Source organism: Paraburkholderia sp. BR14374, from assembly GCF_040948685.1.
GTDB classification, from domain to species: Bacteria; Pseudomonadota; Gammaproteobacteria; order Burkholderiales; family Burkholderiaceae; genus Paraburkholderia; species Paraburkholderia youngii.
The window spans coordinates 115954-133651 of sequence record NZ_JBFPKF010000012.1 but is presented as its reverse complement, the minus strand read 5'-3'; the positions used below and the strand labels follow the sequence as shown (position 1 = coordinate 133651).

17 protein-coding genes and 1 pseudogene are annotated in these 17698 nt (G+C 64.8%); 12 read left to right on the top strand and 6 right to left on the bottom strand.

What is annotated here, in order from left to right:
- Positions 1–11: 11 nt before the first annotated feature.
- The 5 genes and pseudogenes from AB3X86_RS25155 to AB3X86_RS25135 all read left to right on the top strand — a co-directional run.
- Positions 12–405 (top strand): annotated as a pseudogene (locus tag AB3X86_RS25155) (amino acid synthesis family protein); the annotation flags it as partial.
- A gap of 142 nt (positions 406–547) precedes the next feature.
- Positions 548–2500, top strand: coding sequence for an ABC transporter permease (locus AB3X86_RS25150; RefSeq protein ID WP_368598180.1), 1953 nt, complete (start codon positions 548–550; stop codon positions 2498–2500).
- Positions 2497–3309 carry an ABC transporter ATP-binding protein gene (locus AB3X86_RS25145; RefSeq protein ID WP_368598126.1) on the top strand — a complete coding sequence of 271 codons (813 nt, stop codon included), beginning with the start codon at positions 2497–2499 and terminating at the stop codon, positions 3307–3309. Before AB3X86_RS25150 ends, AB3X86_RS25145 begins: the two co-directional genes overlap by 4 nt.
- Positions 3306–4019: an ABC transporter ATP-binding protein gene (locus AB3X86_RS25140; protein ID WP_368598125.1), complete on the top strand. Its 714-nt coding sequence runs from the start codon at positions 3306–3308 to the stop codon at positions 4017–4019. Before AB3X86_RS25145 ends, AB3X86_RS25140 begins: the two co-directional genes overlap by 4 nt.
- A 334-nt stretch (positions 4020–4353) precedes the next feature.
- Positions 4354–5562 (top strand): ABC transporter substrate-binding protein, encoded by a 1209-nt coding sequence (locus AB3X86_RS25135; protein WP_368598124.1) that lies wholly within the window; start codon positions 4354–4356, stop codon positions 5560–5562.
- Positions 5563–5658: 96 nt separating this feature from the next.
- Here AB3X86_RS25135 and AB3X86_RS25130 read toward each other — a convergent pair whose 3' ends face one another.
- The gene (locus tag AB3X86_RS25130; protein WP_176125892.1) at positions 5659–5910 is read right to left on the bottom strand and encodes a hypothetical protein; all 252 of its coding nucleotides are present in this window, start codon (positions 5908–5910) and stop codon (positions 5659–5661) included.
- Between the two features lie 193 nt (positions 5911–6103).
- On the opposite strand from AB3X86_RS25130, the gene AB3X86_RS25125 reads away from it, so the two are divergent.
- Entirely contained in the window at positions 6104–6628 is a 525-nt protein-coding gene (locus tag AB3X86_RS25125; protein WP_368598123.1) for a DUF6496 domain-containing protein, read from the top strand.
- A gap of 102 nt (positions 6629–6730) precedes the next feature.
- Here the strand turns inward: AB3X86_RS25125 and AB3X86_RS25120 are convergent, their stop codons facing one another.
- A complete protein-coding gene (locus AB3X86_RS25120) occupies positions 6731–8059 on the bottom strand; it encodes an aspartate aminotransferase family protein (protein ID WP_368598122.1) in 1329 nt (442 codons plus the stop codon).
- A gap of 188 nt (positions 8060–8247) precedes the next feature.
- Between AB3X86_RS25120 and AB3X86_RS25115 the strand changes: the two genes are divergently transcribed.
- Positions 8248–9663 (top strand): PLP-dependent aminotransferase family protein, encoded by a 1416-nt coding sequence (locus AB3X86_RS25115; protein WP_368598121.1) that lies wholly within the window; start codon positions 8248–8250, stop codon positions 9661–9663.
- 21 nt (positions 9664–9684) lie between these two features.
- Here AB3X86_RS25115 and AB3X86_RS25110 read toward each other — a convergent pair whose 3' ends face one another.
- Complete coding sequence (locus AB3X86_RS25110; protein WP_368598120.1) at positions 9685–10308, bottom strand: LysE family translocator; 624 nt, start codon at positions 10306–10308, stop codon at positions 9685–9687.
- A gap of 261 nt (positions 10309–10569) precedes the next feature.
- Between AB3X86_RS25110 and AB3X86_RS25105 the strand changes: the two genes are divergently transcribed.
- Together AB3X86_RS25105 and AB3X86_RS25100 are read left to right on the top strand one after the other, a co-directional pair.
- On the top strand, positions 10570–11472 hold the full coding sequence (locus tag AB3X86_RS25105) for a glutamate/aspartate ABC transporter substrate-binding protein (protein WP_368598119.1): 903 nt from the start codon (positions 10570–10572) through the stop codon (positions 11470–11472).
- Positions 11473–11599: 127 nt separating this feature from the next.
- Positions 11600–12001: a hypothetical protein gene (locus AB3X86_RS25100; RefSeq protein ID WP_368598118.1), complete on the top strand. Its 402-nt coding sequence runs from the start codon at positions 11600–11602 to the stop codon at positions 11999–12001.
- A gap of 66 nt (positions 12002–12067) precedes the next feature.
- On the opposite strand, the gene AB3X86_RS25095 is transcribed toward AB3X86_RS25100, so the two are convergent.
- The 3 genes from AB3X86_RS25095 to AB3X86_RS25085 form a co-directional block, all read right to left on the bottom strand.
- Positions 12068–13867, bottom strand: a complete 1800-nt coding sequence (locus AB3X86_RS25095) for a chloride channel protein (protein WP_368598117.1) — start codon at positions 13865–13867, stop codon at positions 12068–12070.
- 2 nt (positions 13868–13869) lie between these two features.
- The gene (locus AB3X86_RS25090; protein WP_176384891.1) at positions 13870–14286 is read right to left on the bottom strand and encodes a MarR family winged helix-turn-helix transcriptional regulator; all 417 of its coding nucleotides are present in this window, start codon (positions 14284–14286) and stop codon (positions 13870–13872) included.
- 116 nt (positions 14287–14402) lie between these two features.
- On the bottom strand, positions 14403–15569 hold the full coding sequence (locus AB3X86_RS25085) for an HPP family protein (protein WP_368598116.1): 1167 nt from the start codon (positions 15567–15569) through the stop codon (positions 14403–14405).
- A gap of 301 nt (positions 15570–15870) precedes the next feature.
- On the opposite strand from AB3X86_RS25085, the gene AB3X86_RS25080 reads away from it, so the two are divergent.
- The 3 genes from AB3X86_RS25080 (at position 15871) to AB3X86_RS25070 (ending at position 17641) form a co-directional block, all read left to right on the top strand.
- Complete coding sequence (locus AB3X86_RS25080) at positions 15871–16188, top strand: DUF1840 domain-containing protein (RefSeq protein WP_368598115.1); 318 nt, start codon at positions 15871–15873, stop codon at positions 16186–16188.
- Between the two features lie 496 nt (positions 16189–16684).
- The gene (locus AB3X86_RS25075) at positions 16685–17098 is read left to right on the top strand and encodes a CBS domain-containing protein (RefSeq protein ID WP_368598114.1); all 414 of its coding nucleotides are present in this window, start codon (positions 16685–16687) and stop codon (positions 17096–17098) included.
- A gap of 45 nt (positions 17099–17143) precedes the next feature.
- Entirely contained in the window at positions 17144–17641 is a 498-nt protein-coding gene (locus tag AB3X86_RS25070; RefSeq protein WP_176106655.1) for a universal stress protein, read from the top strand.
- Positions 17642–17698: the final 57 nt, after the last annotated feature.

The following is a 17698-nucleotide window of genomic DNA, read 5'->3' as shown; positions in this document are numbered from 1 at the left end:
GCAGAGCGGAGATGGCGATCAGGCTTCGTAAGCTGGTCGTTCAGCCAGACCGTCGAGCCGCCCGCATGCCGTGCGGTCGCGATTGCGATGATCGATAATGCGTATGCGGGACGCTACGAGGCGAAGCTCGACGCGCTAATCGAAGCCGGCGAGGAACTCTGCGCGCTGCTCGGCAAGCGCTGCGTCGAAGCAATCGGCATCGCGCCCAGCGAGGCGCAAAGCTACGGCAAGTTGGTGATCATCGGCGAGGCGGGCGAGCTCGAACATGCGGCCGCGATCCTGCATCCGGAGCTCGGCGCGCCGCTGCGCGCGGCGGCCGAGAAAGGCGCGGCTCCGGTGCCGTCGGCGAAGAAGATCGGCACTCTCGGCACCGCGAGCGACGTGCCGCTCGCCCACAAGGACGCCCTTCGCTTGTTGCGCGGGTTATTTCGCTGGTAGTGTGCTGCCTTTGACGCGGGCGCGCATGGTGCCGCCCGCGCTGCAACGTCCGTCGATCGGGCCGCAGCGCATGTTGCGCGCGCCGTTCGGCGAACCGCCGAGGGTCACGATGCTTTCGAATCTGCTGGTACAACTGGTCAATGGACTCGCCGACGCGTCGACGCTGTTTCTGGTCGCCGCCGGTTTGTCGTTGATCTTCGGCGTGACGCGCATCGTCAACTTTGCGCATGGCTCGTTCTATATGTTCGGCATCTACGTCGCGTACAGCATCGCGAGCCGCTTTGGCCAGACCGCGGGCGGCTTCTGGCTGTCGGTGCTGGCGGCCGCGCTCGCGGTCGCGGTGCTGGGCGCGCTCGTCGAAATCGTGGTGCTGCGGCGGATCTATCAGGCGCCCGAGCTGTTCCATCTGCTCGCCACCTTTGCGCTCGTGCTGATCTTTCGCGACGCCGCGCTCTGGCTTTGGGGCCCCGACGACCTGTTCGGTCCGCGCGCGCCGCATCTCGCGGGCGCGGTCGACTTTCTCGGCCATCCGCTGCCCACTTACGACATCGCACTGATCGTGATCGGTCCCGTCGTCTTGCTGCTGCTGTGGTACGCGTTGACGCGCACGCGTTGGGGCACGCTGGTGCGCGCCGCGACGCAGGATCGCGAGATGCTCGACGCGCTCGGCATCAATCAGGCATGGCTGTTTACCGGCGTGTTCTTCATCGGCGCGTTTCTGGCGGGACTGGGCGGCGCGCTGCAAGGGCCGCGCATGTCGGCGAACCTGTCGCTCGATCTGGAGACGATCGGCAATGCGTTCGTGGTCGTCGTGGTCGGCGGCATGGGTTCGATTCCCGGCGCGTTCATCGCGGCGTTGCTGATCGCCGAGATCAAGGCGCTGTGCATTGGCATCGGTCATGTGACGATCTTCGGCATCGGTCTGTCGCTGAGCCGCTTTACACTGGTGGCCGAATTCGTCGTGATGGCGGTCGTGCTGGTGGTGCGGCCTTGGGGGCTGCTTGGCCGCGCAAGTGCCGCGGTGCGCGCGATGGGTGCGCCGGAAGCGCCATTGCGTCCCGCGGGCAAGCGTCTGAAGTGGCTCGCCGCCGTCGTGTTGCTAGTGCTCGTTCTGGCGCCGCTCGCGGCCAACGCGTTTCCGTATATGCCCGTGCTGCTCGTCGAAATCCTGATCGCGGTGCTGTTCGCGACGAGTCTGCATTTCATCATGGGCCCGGGCGGTCTGCATTCGTTCGGCCATGCCGCGTACTTCGGACTCGGTGCATACGGCGCGGCGCTGTTTCTCAAAGTGCTGAATCTGCCGATGGAAGCCACGTTGCTGCTCGGGCCGCTGCTCGCGGTGGTCGGCGCGCTCGTGTTCGGCTGGTTCTGCGTGCGCCTGTCCGGCGTCTATCTGGCGATGCTGACGCTCGCGTTCGCGCAGATCGTCTGGTCGGTCGTGTTTCAGTGGGACGACGTGACGGGCGGCAGCAACGGCATACTCGGACTATGGCCGTCGAACTGGCTGTCGTCGCCGGTCGCGTTCTACTACCTGACGCTAGCGTGCGCGGTGCTCGGCGTGGGGCTGTTGCGCCGCATGCTGTTCTCGCCGCTCGGCTACGCGATGCGCGCGTCGCGCGATTCCGCGCTGCGCGCCGAGGCGATCGGCATCGACGTGCAGCGCGTGCAGTGGGCGTCGTTCGTGATCGCGGCGTTGTTCTGCGGACTCGCCGGATCGCTGTACGCGTTTTCGAAGGGCAATATCTCGCCCGAAGTGATCAGCGTGAGCCGCTCGGTCGATGGCCTCGTGATGGTGCTGCTCGGCGGCTTGCAGACCTTGAGCGGGCCGATCGTCGGCGCGGCCGTGTTCACGTGGCTGCAGGACACGGTCGCGCGACAGACCGACTACTGGCAGGCGCTGCTCGGCTTCGCGATCCTGCTGCTGGTGATCGCGTTTCCGCAGGGAATCGTCGGCTTCATTCGCGAGCGTTTCGGCGACACGAACGACGATCAGGCCGATAAGTCCGACGGCGGCGCCGCGTCGCCATCGCAACGGACCGCCGCGGTCAAGGACGGCCTATGAGCCTGCTGCGCGTGAGCGGTCTGTCGCGATCGTTCGGAGGACTGAAGGCCGTCGATGACGTTTCATTCGAACTCGAAGCCGGTCAACTGCTGGCGCTGCTCGGCCCCAACGGCGCGGGCAAATCGACCTGTTTCAACATGGTCAACGGTCAGTTGCAGCCGTCGTCGGGATCGATCCTGCTCGACGGTCATGAACTCGTCGGCATGCGGCCGCGCGATATCTGGCGGCGCGGCGTCGGCCGCACATTCCAGATCGCCGCGACGTTCAACTCGATGACCGTGCTTGAAAACGTGCAAATGGCGCTGGTGTCGCGCGAAAAAAAGACCTTCGGTCTCTGGAAACCAGCGGGCTCGCGCTATGCCGACGAAGCGTTCGCGCTGCTCGAACAGGTCGGCATGAGCGAGCACGCAAAACGCGCGTGCGGGGTGCTCGCGTATGGCGACGTGAAGCGCGTCGAACTCGCGATCGCGCTCGCGAACCGGCCGAAGCTGCTGTTGATGGACGAACCGACCGCCGGCATGGCGCCGAAGGAGCGCAACGAATTGATGGCGTTGACCAGGCGTTTGGTGACCGAACACAGGATCGGCGTGTTGTTTACCGAGCACAGCATGGACGTCGTATTCGCACACGCCGACCGGATGATCGTGCTCGCGCGCGGCAAGCTGATCGCCGAAGGCGACGGCGATACGATCCGCAACGACCCGTGCGTGCAGGAAGTCTATTTCGGCACGGGCAAGATGTTCCGGCCGCACGCGGCGCTGCAGGACGCGGACGGCAATGCGCAGAATGGCCGGGGAGCGCAGCAATGAGCGAACCGATGCTGAAAGTCTCCGGCCTCAATGCGTTCTACGGCCGCGCGCACATCCTGTTCGACGTCGACCTCGAGGTCGGCCGTGGCGAAGTGGTCGCGCTGATGGGCCGCAACGGCGCCGGCAAATCGACGACGATGAAAGCGGTGATGGGACTGCTGCCGCACCGCCACGGCGAAGTCACGTTTCGCGGCCAGAACATCAGTGCGCTTGCGCCGTACAAGATCGCGCGCATGGGCGTCGGCTTCGTGCCCGAGGACCGCCGCGTGTTCGCGGATCTGTCGGTGATGGAGAACCTCGACACCGGCCGCCAGCCGCCGCGCGACGGCGCGCCGCAATGGACGCCAGAAAAGCTGTTCCGCCTGTTTCCGAATCTCGGCGAAATGCCGAAGCGCCCCGCCAGCCAGATGAGCGGCGGCGAGCAGCAGATGCTGACCGTGTCACGCACGCTGATGGGCAATCCGTATCTGGTGTTGCTCGACGAACCTTCCGAAGGCGTCGCGCCGGTGATCGTCGAGCAGATGGCGAACATGATTCTCGAACTGAAGCGCGAAGGGCTATCCATTCTGCTGTCGGAACAGAATCTGCACTTCGCCGAGTTGGTCAGCGACCGCGGGTATGTGCTCGAAAAAGGGCAAATCCGTTTCAGCGGCACGATCGGCGAGCTCGCACGGAACGAAGCAGTGAAGCGCGCTTATCTGAGCGTGTGAATTCATCCGGTAATGTCGGCGGAAGGATAGGCCGATGGCGCCGGCGATTGGCGACCGCGCGGCGCCGGACAACCTGATTCGCGTGACTCTCGACGGGTATCGGCTCGCCTGCGCGGCCCGAACTCGGTACGATGCCGGCTTACCACGATAGTTGCGCAGTTCGCGGGCGGCGAGCCGGCATGGCGGGACGTCGCCGCGAACGTGGCCAGAATCCGCGCGGAACCGCGCGAGCAATGAGCCGCCGCGGCAGCTGCGCAGGTCCGCGCGCTTGCCCGTCCGCCCGTTCGCACGTCTGACAAAAACCCACCATTCCTTTTTGATTACGGAGTAACGCATGACCACGCGTGCAGGATGGATCTCTCGCCTCATGGTGTCGACCGTGTGCTCGTTTGCCGCGCTCGGCGCGAGCGCCCAGCAGACCATCAAGATCGGCGAAATCAATAGCTACAAGGCGCAGCCCGCCTTTCTCGGGCCTTACAAGCAAGGCTGGAATCTCGCGCTCGAGCAGGTGAACGCGGCGGGCGGCGTGCTCGGCAAGCAGCTCGAAGTGATTTCGCGCGACGACGGCGGCAACCCCGGCGACACGATCCGTGTCGCGCAGGAACTGATCGCGCGTGAGCAGGTGCAGCTGCTGTTCGGCGGCTTCCTGTCGAACACGGGCCTCGCGCTCGCCGACTTCGCGAAGCAGAAGAAGATCTTCTTCCTCGCCGCCGAACCGCTGACCGACAAGATCGTCTGGGCCGATGGCAACAAATACACGTACCGTCTGCGTCCTTCGACCTATATGCAGGTCGCGATGCTGGTGCCCGAGGCCGCGAAGCTGAAAAAGAAGCGCTGGGCAATCGTGTATCCGAACTACGAGTACGGGCAATCGGCGGTGGCGACCTTCAAGAAGCTGCTGACGGCCGCGCAGCCGGACGTGCAGTTCGTCGTCGAACAGGCGACGCCGCTCGGCAACGTCGACGCGGGCGCCGTGACCCAGGCGATCGCGGACGCGAAGCCGGACGCGATCTTCAACGTGCTGTTCGCCGCCGACCTCGGCAAGTTCGTGCGCGAGGGCAATACGCGCGGGCTCTTCAAGGATCGCGCGGTGGTGTCGCTCTTGACCGGCGAACCCGACTACCTCGATCCGCTCGGCGCCGAAGCGCCGACCGGCTGGATCGTCACCGGCTACCCGTGGTACTCGATCGATACCGCCGCGAACAAGCAGTTCGTCGACGCGTATCGGGCCAAATATCACGACTATCCGCGGTTGGGTTCGGTGGTCGGCTATTCGGCGCTGATGTCGATCGCGGACGGCATCAAGAAGGCGGGTTCGACCGATGCGGACAAACTCGCCGCCGCGTTCAAGGGGCTCAACGTGCAGACGCCGTTCGGTCCGATCACGTACCGCGCGCAGGACAATCAGTCGACGATGGGCGCGTATGTCGGCGTGACCGGCGTGAAGGACGGCAAGGGTGTGATGACGTCGCACCGCTATGTGGATGGCGCGAGCGTGCAGCCATCGGACGCCGAGGTGAAAAAACTGCGGCCGGCGGATTGAGGACGCGGCGCGCGGCGGTCCGTCGTGACTGCCGCGCGATAGCCGCGTGAGTGTTGGTAAAGGCGCTTCAGCAGCGGCTTCTGCCGCCGGTGAAACCTACTCTTCCGCGTCGTGCTCCATGACGAAGCGCTTCAGATAAGCGAGCACGGCCGCTTCCATCGCGCGATGATCGGCGGTGTTTTTCGAGCCCGCGTTTTCTTCATCGCCGAACAGGGTGGACGGCGCGTTGTGCACGTCCACTTCTTGCCCCTCGCGAAACACGCGAATTTCGTGGACGTCTTCGACGTACTCGGCGATCCAGTGCACGCCCTCGATATGTGCGCCAGCGCGAACCGTAACTATCTTCATGGCTGTCTCCGTGCAAGCGGTCGATTTGAGTCGGCGCCTCGGCGCTGACTCCCGTCCCATGTCCACAACCATACGCCGTCCCGCCCACGCACGCGAGTCCCGCCCGTAACTGCCGCCGGACCAGGGCGCGGATGGGCGTTGCGGCACGCTCGTTGCTGAACCATAAAGGCTCACCCACAACCGGAGAACCGTCATGCCAGAGCAGAAAACCTTGAAGCGTGCCGCGGCCGATAAACGCGCGGGCAAATCAGCGAGTACCCAAGCGGGAGAGTTCGTCAAGGAGCAGGTGGACAAGGTCCGCGCCGGCAAGCACGGCGTGCGCTCGCCGAAGCAGGCGATCGCGATCGGGCTGTCCGAGGCGCGGCGCGCCGGCGTCGACCTGAAGCCGCCGATGAAGGGCGCCACGAGCGAGGCGACCCGCAAGAAAGCGCAAAAGGACAGCGCCGCGGGCAAGCACGTCGGCGCCGCGAAGAAAAGCGCGAGCAAGGAGTCGAGCGCTAAACGCTCGCGTGTGTCGGAGAGCGTGCTCAAGCGCGAGAGCAAGGCCGGGGCGTCGTCGGCGGCGATGTCGAAGCAGGCGAAGTCGGCGGCGGCCAAGCGGCCTGCCGCGAGCCGCTCGGCCGCAGCCAAGAAGGCCGCGGCGACCAAAGGCGCGGCTGGACGCTCCGCTGCCGCGAAGAAGGCCGCGCAAACGCGGGCGGCGCGCGCGCATCACTGAGCTTTGCGGCTCGCAAAGCGGCGGCAATGGAAAAGAGCGGCGGCACGCATGCGCGTGCCGCCGCTCTGTTGTTGTCGCCCGCTGGCGGGCTTGCCCGCCTTCTTACTGCACCGTCGCCAGCACCTCGCCAACCGTGCCGAAGAGCCGCGCGATTTGCTCTTCGTCGATGATCAGCGGCGGCGAGAACGCGAGGATGTCACCGGTGAAGCGGATCAGCACGCCCGCCTCGAAGCATTTGACGAACGCCTCATAAGCGCGCGCGCCCGGCGCGCCGTCGCGCGATTCCAGTTCGATGCCCGCGACGAGGCCGAGATTGCGCACGTCCTTCACATGCTTCGCGCCGCCCAGCCCATGCGCGGCGGCTTCGAACGTCGGCGCGAGGCTGGCCGCGCGCTCGAACAGCTGGTCGCGGCGGTACAGGTCGAGCGTCGCGATCGCGGCCGCGGCCGCGGCCGGATGCGCCGAGTACGTGTAGCCGTGGAACAGCTCGATCGCGCCCGGCGCGCCGCTGCCGACGACCGTGTCATGGATCGTGCGGCTCGCAGCGACCGCACCCATCGGAATCGACGCGTTGTTGATCGCCTTCGCCAAGGTGATCAGGTCCGGCGTGACGCCGAAGTGTTCGCTCGCGGTCGCGTTGCCGAGACGGCCAAAGCCGGTGATCACCTCGTCGAAGATCAGCAGGATGCCGTGCTTCGTGCAGATCTCGCGCAGCTTCTGCAGATAGCCTTGCGGCGGAATCAGCACGCCGGTCGAGCCGGCCACCGGTTCGACGATCACCGCGGCGATCGTCGAAGCGTCGTGCAGCGCGACGATGCGTTCCAATTCCTCGGCCAGATGCGCGCCCCATGCGGGCTGGCCCTTCGCGAACGCGTTGTGTTCGAGGTTGTGCGTGTGCGGCAGATGATCGACCGCCGGCAGCAGCGCGCCCGAGAACGTCTTGCGATTCGGTGCGATGCCGCCGACCGAAATGCCGCCGAAGCCGACGCCGTGATAGCCGCGCTCGCGGCCGATCAGACGCGTGCGCTGAGCTTCGCCGCGCGCGCGATGATAGGCGAGCGCGATCTTCAGCGCTGTGTCGACCGATTCGGAGCCCGAGTTCGTGAAGAAAATGCGGTCGAGTCCTTCCGGCATCAGCTCGGCAACCTTGGCCGCCGCTTCGAACGCGAGCGGGTGGCCCATCTGGAAGGTCGGCGCGAAGTCGAGCGTCGACAACTGCTGCGTGATCGCGGCGACGATTTCATCGCGGCTGTGGCCCGCGTTCACGCACCACAGTCCCGCGCAGCCGTCCAGAATCTCGCGCCCGTCGGTGCTTCGGTAGTACATGCCCTTCGCCGATTCCAGCAGGCGCGGCGCGGCCTTGAACTGGCGGTTGGCGGTGAAGGGCATCCAGAAGGACGACAGATCGTCTATGACGGGGCGCGAAGTCATGGCATCTCCTCGAAGTGGGTGTCGGTTGGGGGCTTTAAGCGTAGCCAAACTGTAGTCCTCGCGGTTTAATGGCGGCATAAACAGTTGACAAAGTGTGGTGCCAACTGTGCTGGTGGATTCGCGCGAACTGTCCCGGTAGGCGGGCGGTCCGCGCTTGGTCTATTTGCCTCTGGTTTTTCGCCCAAAACATGATCGAACTGGACCTTCAACGCGACCGGCGTGCGGCGCCGACGCTCGTCGAACAGGTCGTGCAAGGCTTCGCGCGCGCGATCGATGCGCAATCGCTGCGCGCCGGCGCGCTGCTGCCGTCGGTGCGGCAGCTTGCGCAAAGCCACGCGCTGAGCACCTTCACGGTGACCGAGGCGTACAACCGGCTCGTGTCGATGGGGCTCGTGGTCGCGCGGCGCGGCTCCGGCTATCGGGTCGCGGCGCGCTCGCCGTCCGCGCGCGCGGCTGTCGCCGATTGGACGCCGCCGAGCCTGACCGCGACATGGCTGCTGTCCGACGTGTTCGCCGATCACTCGGTGCCGATCAAGGCGGGCTGCGGCTGGCTGCCGAGCGAATGGACCAACGAGAGCGGCCTGCAGCACTCGCTGCGTGCGCTGAGCCGGGTGCCGGCCGCGCGTCTCGGCGACTACGGCCATCCGTACGGCTTCGCGCCGCTGCGCGAACGCATCGCCGAACAACTCGATCGGCGCGGGCTGCCGGTCGACGTCGCGAACGTGCTGCTCACGCAGGGCGCGACGCAGGGACTCGATCTGATCGTGCGCACGCTGCTGCGCGCAGGCGATGCGGTCATCGTCGAGGACCCCGGCTACTGCAACCTGCTGCAGATCCTGAAGCTCGCCGGGCTGGTCGTGCATGGCGTGCCGCGCACGCCGGCCGGCGTCGATACTGAGGTTCTCGAAACGCTGGTCGCGCGGCACAAGCCGAAGGCGATCTTCGTCAACACCACGCTGCAGAATCCGACCGGCGCGACCTTCGGCATGTCGGCCGCGTTCCGCTTGCTGCAGATCGCCGAGCGCGAACGCATCTGGGTGATCGAGGACGACGTGAGCCGCGAACTCGCGCCGGCCGGCGCGCCGTTGCTGGCGGCGATGGAAGGCTTGCAGCGCGTGCTGCACGTCGGCGGCTTTTCGAAGACGGTGACGCCGTCGCTGCGCTGCGGCTACGTGGTGGCCGAGCAGGCGGTGCTGCGCGAGCTCGCGCGCACGAAGATGGCGGTGGGGCTGACGTCGTCGGAAACGATCGAGCGGATCGTCGACAAGGTGCTGGTGGAAGGGCGTTACGCGCGCCATGTCGAGATGGTCAACGAGCGGCTGAAGCTCGCGCACGTGGCACTCGAAGAACGGCTCGACGCGCTCGGGCTCGAGGTGTTTCATCGGCCGCGCGCGGGGCTCTTCATGCTCGCGCGTCTGCCGATTGAAGCGGAGCACGCCGCCGAGGTCGCGACCGCCGCGCTCGCGCACGGCATCTGGCTCGCGCCGGGCTCCTACTTCCGTCCCGACGACGCGCCGAGCGCGTGGTTCCGCTTCAACGCGCCGTATTCGACCGATGACGCGTTGTGGCGCTTCATCGAGAGGGTCGGGCAGGGGGCATGGTAGACGCGGCGGCGCGTCGGACGCTCAGCCGCCGTGCCCGAACAGCTTCAGCGCGATCGGATACAACGATCCCACGAGCAGCAGCGCCATCGCGACGTTGAAGATGCGCAGCCGTTTCGGGTTCGACAGCACCTCGCGCATCGCCGTGCCGAAACGAGCCCACACGCAGATGCACGGAAAGCCGATCACATAGAACACCGCGGCCATTGCAACGGCGTTCATGCCGAAGCTGTTGCTCAGATGAATCGTCGTCGCGGCGGTCAGCACCATCATCCACGCCTTCGGATTGACCCACTGAAACGCGATTGCTTCATGAAAGCGCATCGGGCGCCGTTCGCCGTTCCTGAGCTTCAGCTCGCCCGACGTGCCGATTTTCCACGCGAGATACAGCAGATAAGCGACGCTGACGACTTCGAGCACCGTGTACAGCACGGGAAAGTGCACGAACGCTTCGCCGAGGCCCACGCCGACCGACAACATCAACAGCACCACACCGACGCTGATGCCGGACAGATGCGGGAGCGTGCGGCGAAAGCCGAAATTGACGCCCGATGCGAGCAGCATCGTGTTGTTCGGACCGGGCGTGATCGAGGTGACGAGCGCGAACAGAATGCCGGCGGGCAGCGCGCTGAAAGTGACGAAAGACATGAGGGATGGGCTCCGGTGTCGCCAACAGAAACGGTGAAGCTCATTCTAGCGATAGGTCCCGGTACAGTACCTGTACGGTTTTGAAAATGGTGTCCGGTACGGATCTATGATGAATGGATGAGCGGAAAACGCCGTCGTGCGGCGTGTCGACACTCGGTAGTTAACATATGTTGCAAGTATTTTTTTAATGGCAACATATGTAGACGGCTGGCACAGCAGCCCGCCATCCATCAGGAACCTGCAGAACGATCGGAGATACCTATGAAAGTGATGAGTTGGTCCGCTGTTGCCGTGTTCGTGGCGGCAACGTCGGTGAGTACTGCCGCGTTCGCGCAGGACACGACGTCCACGCTCGCGAAGATCCAGCAAAGCGGCGTGATCGCGATTGGCCATCGCGAGACCTCGGTGCCGTTTTCCTACGTCGATGCGAACAACGTAGTGATCGGCTTTTCGCAGGACTTGTGCAACAAGATCATCGATGCGGTGAAGACGAAAACGAAGCGTCCGGACCTCAAGGTGCGCTTCATCCCGGTCACCTCGCAGAATCGCATCCCGCTCGTACAGAACGGCACGGTCGATCTCGAATGCGGCGTGACGACCAATCTCGCCGCGCGCCAGAGCCAGGTGAGCTTCGGCGACACGTTCTTCGTCGCGACGACGCGTCTTCTGACGCGCAAGGACTCCGGCATCAAGGACTTCCCGGATCTCGCGGGCAAGACGGTGGTGACCAATCAAGGCACGACGTCCGAGCGCATCCTGCGCAAGATGAACGAAGACAAGAAGATGAACATGCAGATCATCAGCGCGAAGGATTACGGCGAAGGGCGCCTCACGCTCGAAAGCGGCCGTGCCGTCGCGTACATGATGGATGACGTGCTGCTCGCCGGCACGCGCACGCTGACCGCCAAGCCGTCGGACTGGATCATCACCGGCACGCCGCAATCGTCGGAAGCGTATGGCTTCATGTTGCGCCGCGACGATCCCGAGTTCAGAAAGCTCGTCGACGACACGCTCGAACAGGTGATGAAAGGACCCGAAATCCACACGATGTACGACCGTTGGTTCGTCAAGCCGGTGCCGCCGAAGAACATCAGCTTCGACTTTCCGATGAGCGATTCGCTGAAGCAGCTTTACGCGCAGCCGAACGACAAGGCGCTCGAATAACGGGTTTTGCCGCGATTGCCTGTAGGCATGGGTTTTTGTGTGGCAGCGTTTGGCTCTTTCCTCTATACCTGGCTATAGGCGGTGTGTTTCGGTTCAGCGTCGCCTGTAGCGGGAACGGAGGCGAAAAGTGAAGAAGCCGATGGAAACTTCACCGCGCGGACGGATTTTCCTCAGTGGAATCCTTCCTGCCGTGCTGGGGCTAGCAAGCGGTGTATTCGTGGTGTCCGCCAACGCCGACGCGCCCATGCGCGCGATCACGATCGTATCGGGCACCTATGGCGGGAATTGCGGCGCGCCGCGCGGCAATCTGACTCGCGAGCTCGAGCGTCATTGCAACGGACGGGAAACCTGCGATTACCCGCTGCCCGGCCTGCACAAAGGCGGCACGACTCTGGCATGCCCGCGCGACTTCCACGCCGAATGGCATTGCGACCACGCGGACTTTCATACCGCGGCGCTGGGTCCGGGCGCGAAATCGGGCGACACGCTCGTGCTGGGTTGCGTCGAGTCGCGTGGCGCGGGCAAATAGCGGCATGCGCGAATAAAAAGGCCGAGGCCCTCGCGGGGCTCGGCCTTTGACAATTGCAGCGGTCTTTTAGCTGGTTTTACGGGCCGGCGGGAAGCGCCGCTTGACGAGCGACGGCCCGATACGACGGAACCGCTCCCGTTTGTGTTCCTCTTCGAAGTGAGCGAGCGACGGCTTGACCAGATCGCTGCGCGACACGATTCCGATCAGACGCATGCTGTTGCCATCGGCGACCACCGGCAGGCGTTCGAGCCCTAGCACGGCGAGCCGCGTCGCCACGAGCCGGCAGGTCTCGGATGACAACGCGAACGCGGTGTTGTGCTGCGCGAACACGTCGGCTAGGGTCATCGCGCGCTTGCGCTCCGTGTCCTCGGCGCAGAAGCGTTCGAGCAACGGGCGGTCGGCCACGCCGATCACCGCGCCGTCGCGCACCACCGGATACGCGCGGCGCAGCTGGTTCGCGCCGAACAGCGTCTGCAGCGTTGCGCCGACCGTCGTGGCGGCATCGACCGATTCGACCGAGGCGGTCATCACTTCGTCGACATAGTGGCGCTCGAGCGGATCGACGCCGTACTCGCGATAGATGTGATAACCGCGTCGCGCGATTTTCTCGGTCATGATCGAGCGCCGCATCACCACCGCGGAGAAGCCGTGCGCGATCAGCGTTGCCGTCAGCAGAGGCAGCAGCGCATTGGCGTCGTGCGTGAGGCCGAACGCGAACACGATGGCCGTCAGCGGCGCGCCGAGCGTGGCGCCAAGCGTCGCGGCCATGCAGACGAGCGGCCACAGCGCCGGCTCGCTGCCCGGCAGCCAGTGCGCGAGCACTGTGCCGAGTCCGGCGCCGAGCATCAGCAGCGGTGCGAGCACACCGCCCGACGTGCCCGAGCCGAGCGCGATGACCCACATCACAGCCTTCACGGCGAGCAGCAAAAGCGCGACCTGCACCGCAATATGCTGATGCAGCAAATCGCCGATCACGTCGTAACCGACGCCCAGCGCGCGCGGTTCGAGCCAGCCGCCAATGCCGACGACGATGCCGCCGAGCGCGGGCCACCACATCCAGTGGATCGGCAGCTTGCCGAACAGGTCTTCCACCTTGTAGAGCGCGGCGGACAGGCCGGACGCAAGCGCGCCCGACAACACGCCAGCGACCGCGCACGACAGCAGGGACCAGCCATCGGGCGCGGCGGTCTGCAGCGGAAACAGCGGACTTGTACCAAAGAAAATCGCGCGAGCGAAGCCGGCGACCGCGCAAGCCACCGCGACCGGCAGGAAGCTGCGAGGGCGCCATTCGAACAGCAGCAGCTCGACCGCGAGCAGCACGGCCGCGAGCGGCGTGCCGAACACCGCGGTCATGCCGGCCGCGGCGCCGGCCACGAGCAGCGTCTTGCGCTCCGCCGACGTGACCTTCACGCACTGCGCGATCAGCGAGCCGAGCGCGCCGCCGGTCATGATGATCGGGCCTTCCGCGCCGAACGGCCCGCCGCTGCCGATCACGATGCCCGACGACAACGGCTTTAGCACGGCCACTTTCGGCGACATCTTGCTCTTGCCGAACAGGATCGCTTCGATCGCCTCGGGAATGCCGTGGCCACGAATTTTTTCGGAGCCGAAGCGCGCCATCAGGCCGACGATCAAGCCGCCGATCACAGGCACGCCGATCACCCGGATGCCGAGCGTATTGGCGGCGGGCGAGCGGTCGACGAACGACAGCGTGCCGAAGAAAAACAGGTTGGTGAACAGGTGAATCAGGTTCAGCAGAACAAAAGCGGCAAACGTACTGACGAGGCCGATGCACGCGGCGAGCGCGAAAATGCCGGGCAGTCGCGCATTCGCCGCGAAGTCGCGTTTGTGGGAATCCATGCTCATGGTTAGTCGAGGTCGATCCGAGGAATCTGGAAGGAGCCTTCGAGCGATCTCAATTCGGCGCGATGCAGTTCCGCGAGCCGCTCGAGTACCCGTTCTCCCGCTTTTTCGATGTGTACTTCAACCTGGCGACGATCGGTTTCGCTGACCTGGCGGCGCACGAGACTCAGTGCCTCGCAGCGCGATACCAGTGCGACGACGCCGTGATGTTGCGCCTGCAGACGCTCCGCGAGTTCGCCGACGGTCGCCCAGTCGCGCTCGGGATAGCCCTTGATATGCAGCAACAACAGGTATTGCAACGGCGTGATGCCCTCGTTCTGCGCGGCCTGCTCCGAGAATCGCTCGAAGCGCCGCATCTGGTAGCGAAACTCCGACAACTGCTCGAAATCGCTCTTGACGAGCTTGCGAGTCCGTACTTTCATGGAATATCCGCCGATGTGAAGAAACGGAAAATATATCACGACATGATGTATTTAGGTGGATTGCGGCCGTGGCAACGGCGTCGCGCGGCAGATCTCCTCGCTCTTTTAACTGAAAATCAGGCCACCTTGCGGGCTTGGGTGGCGGTCTGCCGGTACAGGCCGGAGATCAGGTCCACCTGCGTGATCATGCCGACCACGCGCCCCCCGCGATCGAGCACCGGCACGTGGTGGTGCCCGTAGTTCGCGAACATCGGCACGAGTTCCGTGATCGGATCGGAGGCGCCGACGGTGCACACGTCGGTGGTCATCAAGCTGCCGACGTTCGACGTGCGAAGCGCATCCCCGCGCAGCCAGCCGTCGAAATAGTTCAGGATCGGACCGAGCGCGCCGAAGCTTTTCCTGTCGACGAAATCGGCGCGCGTGACGATGCCGAGCAGCTTCTGCTTCCCATCGACGACCGGCAGCGCCTTCACGTTGTGGCGCCTGAACAGCTCCCATGCGGCGGCGGCGCGCGTGCCCGGCGACAGCGACACGACATGGCGCGACATCACGTCTTCGCAGCGCAGTTCGTCGAAGCTGCGCGAGAAGGCCTGTAGCTGCGTTTCGCGCAGCAACGAATAGAGATCGTCGGTGCCGATGTCGAGCATTTCGTCACGGCGTCGAAGCACGGCTTTGACGTCGTCGCGGGTGAAGCCGACGCGCGCGGCTTCGTCGGCGGCCTGGTTCGGCGTCGCGCGGTCCTGGCGTCCCGCATGCGGGTAGCGGTGGCCGGTTGCCGCGTGATAGACGAGCGCCGCGAACAGCAGCGCGGCCGACTGGATCGCGATCGGTTCGAGCACGAAGCGGTAGCCGAGCGCATGAATGACCGGGCCGCCCAGCACCGCCGTCAACGCGACCGCGCCCGACGGCGGGTGCACGCAACGCAGCGCGAACATGCCGGAGATCGACAGCGCCACTGCGAGGGCGGCCGCCAGCGTCGGATCGCCGATCAGCATCGCGCAGGTCACGCCGACCGTCGCGGACACGAGGTTGCCGCCGATGATCGACCACGGCTGCGCGAGCGGGCTCGCGGGCACCGCAAACAGCAGCACCGCGGAGGCGCCCATCGGCGCGACCAGCAGCGGAATGTTTGCGGCGGGACCGAGCAGCAGATACATCAGACCGCCGGTGAACGCGATGCCGAGCAGCGCGCCGAGGCACGAACGCGCACGCTCGTGCCATTTCACGGTGACCGGGGCGGGGAGAAAGCTGGCAAGCCAGCCGACAGCAGGAGAGCGGGACAAGATAGGAGCGGAAAGTAGTCGAAGATGCCGGGCCCGACATTACCGGGGAAACCCTGGCAACGCGAATACAGTCTGGTCATGATTATATTTCAATGTGATATAAAAAGTTCTCCAACCCCCGCGCGGCGCGCCAAATCTGTCGCATATCGCAGACAGTCGAGCGCGCGCCCGACCTCCTTCAGCCTGGCCCCAAATCACCGATCCGCACGTTCTTTTTTATCACGGTGTGATATAAAATGATGGCAGACCGATTGGGAGCGCTCGTTGGCCGGTTGCCTGATAGATCGATAAGGGAGCCATCATGATGATCACATTTCAATCGACGGCGTCGCCGGATGTCGTCATGCTGAGGGATCTCGCGCAATATCTGCTAGGACTGATCGGCAAGCGACTCGGCGAGCGAGGCGTTATCAGCCACGACGAGCTGGTCCACGCGATCGATCGTCTCGAAGTCGCCATCACCGAAGACGCGGCCGCGGAAACGACCCTCGAAGCATTGCACTGTTCAACGAGCACTCAACGCGAGCCGCGCAACCGGCTATCACAGCGCGCGTGGCCGTTTCTGGACATGATGCGTGCGGCGCGTGACTCGGACGCCGACATCATCTGGGGGCTGTAGTTCGTCGAGGGAATCGCGATGAAACGATTGACGTCGCGTCGACGCAATCCTCCTTATTTCGGTTTGCACCGTTCCGCTTGCCCACGCGTTCTCACCCGAGCAGGAAACCGGCCGATACCAGCAGCCGATGCGCGACCCATGTGCCGCGTCGCGCGACACAGAGGTGCGAAGCAGCGTGATCGGCGTGTATGGCGGCACCGTTGTCGACCAGTTGTCCAGTGGAGCGGTGGTGCTCGTGAAATGGCCGAACGGTTCGCCGCACGAGGCATGGACCGCTCGGTCGCACAGCCATGGTTTGCCCGTCGATCCCGCGGCAAACGCTGCGCATGTTTTCTTTCTGTGGCCGGAGTCATAGCGCGGCGTTCCTGATCGCCGCGCCGGGCAACCGCATGCTGTTACGACGGCACACGCATTCCCTATCTCGATCCGACCATTCTTCGGCTCGACGCAGATTCATCGCGCGTACCCCGTGGTGCAGGCGGGGCGGCTAGTCGGCATGGCCGATCGGCGGATGCAGAGCGCGGCGCTCGACGAGGGCCGCGCGACGCCGACGGTGGGCGAGCTGTGCGCAAGCGATGCGAACTTCGCGAACGAGCGGTTCGACATCGCGTTGCCGGAAGCGACCTGCCGGCACGTTGCCGCGCGTCTGGCCGCGCGTTCGCTCGATCGCGTGCCGGTCGTCGCCGACACATCCAGCTATCGGTTGATCGGCATCATGTCACGCCACGATCTCGTCAAACCCTCGCTGTCGATCTTCAACGAGGAACGCGAGCGGGAACGGTTCCGGCGCATTTCGCTATTCCAGGGCAGGGATTCGGTGGCCACCGAATCTCGCGAAAAATGCCTGCTCAACGGCGTTTCTGTAGGTATTTGCATGTATCGGTGTCGCGCGGTATATGTCACGAACTGACATATAATTAATTGATGACTTGCCGCGCGGCGCAAGGAGGTTCCCATGTCGAGCTTCAAGCGCATTCTTCTCTGTTACGACGGAACACGCGAAGGACAACACGCATTGAAGGACGGTGCCGCTCTCGCGCAAGACCTGAACGCGGAAGTGCACCTGCTTTCCGTGCTCAACAATACGGCGTGGATGCAGGGCGCGGATATCACGTCCGCGGTGCCGGTCGATTTCATCAACGAATCCGCCAAAGCGCTGCTCAACGAGGGCTTGCAGAAACTCGCCGCGCGCGGAATCCGCGCGACCGGTCATCTCGCAATCGGTGAACCACTCGACGAGATTCCGTTTTTCGCTAACGATCTGAAGGTCGATCTGGTCGTCGTCGGTCATCGCCGCAGTCACGGACTCGCGCGATGGTGGGGTGGCCGGCACGACGGGCTGCTGCTCGATCGCGTGACATGCAGTGTGCTGGTGACGATGGGCGCGGCAGCCGGTGCGCCGGCCGCAGTCGCAGGCACGGGCGAGACCGAGCGGTCCGCCGAACATTCATGAGCGTTGTGTTGTTTGTGTTGAGTTGAGAGTTGGGTTGCGTTGCGTTGGGACGGAGGC

Excerpts from the sequence above, each read along its gene's own strand:
- AB3X86_RS25075 (WP_368598114.1), top strand. The coding sequence starts at position 16,685 with ATGGCCGATCGGCGGATGCAGAGCGCGGCGCTCGACGAGGGCCGCGCG.
- AB3X86_RS25110 (WP_368598120.1), bottom strand. The coding sequence starts at position 10,308 with ATGTCTTTCGTCACTTTCAGCGCGCTGCCCGCCGGCATTCTGTTCGCG.
- AB3X86_RS25150 (WP_368598180.1), top strand. The coding sequence starts at position 548 with ATGCTTTCGAATCTGCTGGTACAACTGGTCAATGGACTCGCCGACGCG.
- AB3X86_RS25070 (WP_176106655.1), top strand. The coding sequence starts at position 17,144 with ATGTCGAGCTTCAAGCGCATTCTTCTCTGTTACGACGGAACACGCGAA.
- AB3X86_RS25130 (WP_176125892.1), bottom strand. The coding sequence starts at position 5,910 with ATGAAGATAGTTACGGTTCGCGCTGGCGCACATATCGAGGGCGTGCAC.
- AB3X86_RS25145 (WP_368598126.1), top strand. The coding sequence starts at position 2,497 with ATGAGCCTGCTGCGCGTGAGCGGTCTGTCGCGATCGTTCGGAGGACTG.
- AB3X86_RS25120 (WP_368598122.1), bottom strand. The coding sequence starts at position 8,059 with ATGACTTCGCGCCCCGTCATAGACGATCTGTCGTCCTTCTGGATGCCC.
- AB3X86_RS25115 (WP_368598121.1), top strand. The coding sequence starts at position 8,248 with ATGATCGAACTGGACCTTCAACGCGACCGGCGTGCGGCGCCGACGCTC.
- AB3X86_RS25080 (WP_368598115.1), top strand. The coding sequence starts at position 15,871 with ATGATGATCACATTTCAATCGACGGCGTCGCCGGATGTCGTCATGCTG.
- AB3X86_RS25105 (WP_368598119.1), top strand. The coding sequence starts at position 10,570 with ATGAAAGTGATGAGTTGGTCCGCTGTTGCCGTGTTCGTGGCGGCAACG.
- AB3X86_RS25140 (WP_368598125.1), top strand. The coding sequence starts at position 3,306 with ATGAGCGAACCGATGCTGAAAGTCTCCGGCCTCAATGCGTTCTACGGC.
- AB3X86_RS25135 (WP_368598124.1), top strand. The coding sequence starts at position 4,354 with ATGACCACGCGTGCAGGATGGATCTCTCGCCTCATGGTGTCGACCGTG.
- AB3X86_RS25095 (WP_368598117.1), bottom strand. The coding sequence starts at position 13,867 with ATGAGCATGGATTCCCACAAACGCGACTTCGCGGCGAATGCGCGACTG.
- AB3X86_RS25125 (WP_368598123.1), top strand. The coding sequence starts at position 6,104 with ATGCCAGAGCAGAAAACCTTGAAGCGTGCCGCGGCCGATAAACGCGCG.
- AB3X86_RS25090 (WP_176384891.1), bottom strand. The coding sequence starts at position 14,286 with ATGAAAGTACGGACTCGCAAGCTCGTCAAGAGCGATTTCGAGCAGTTG.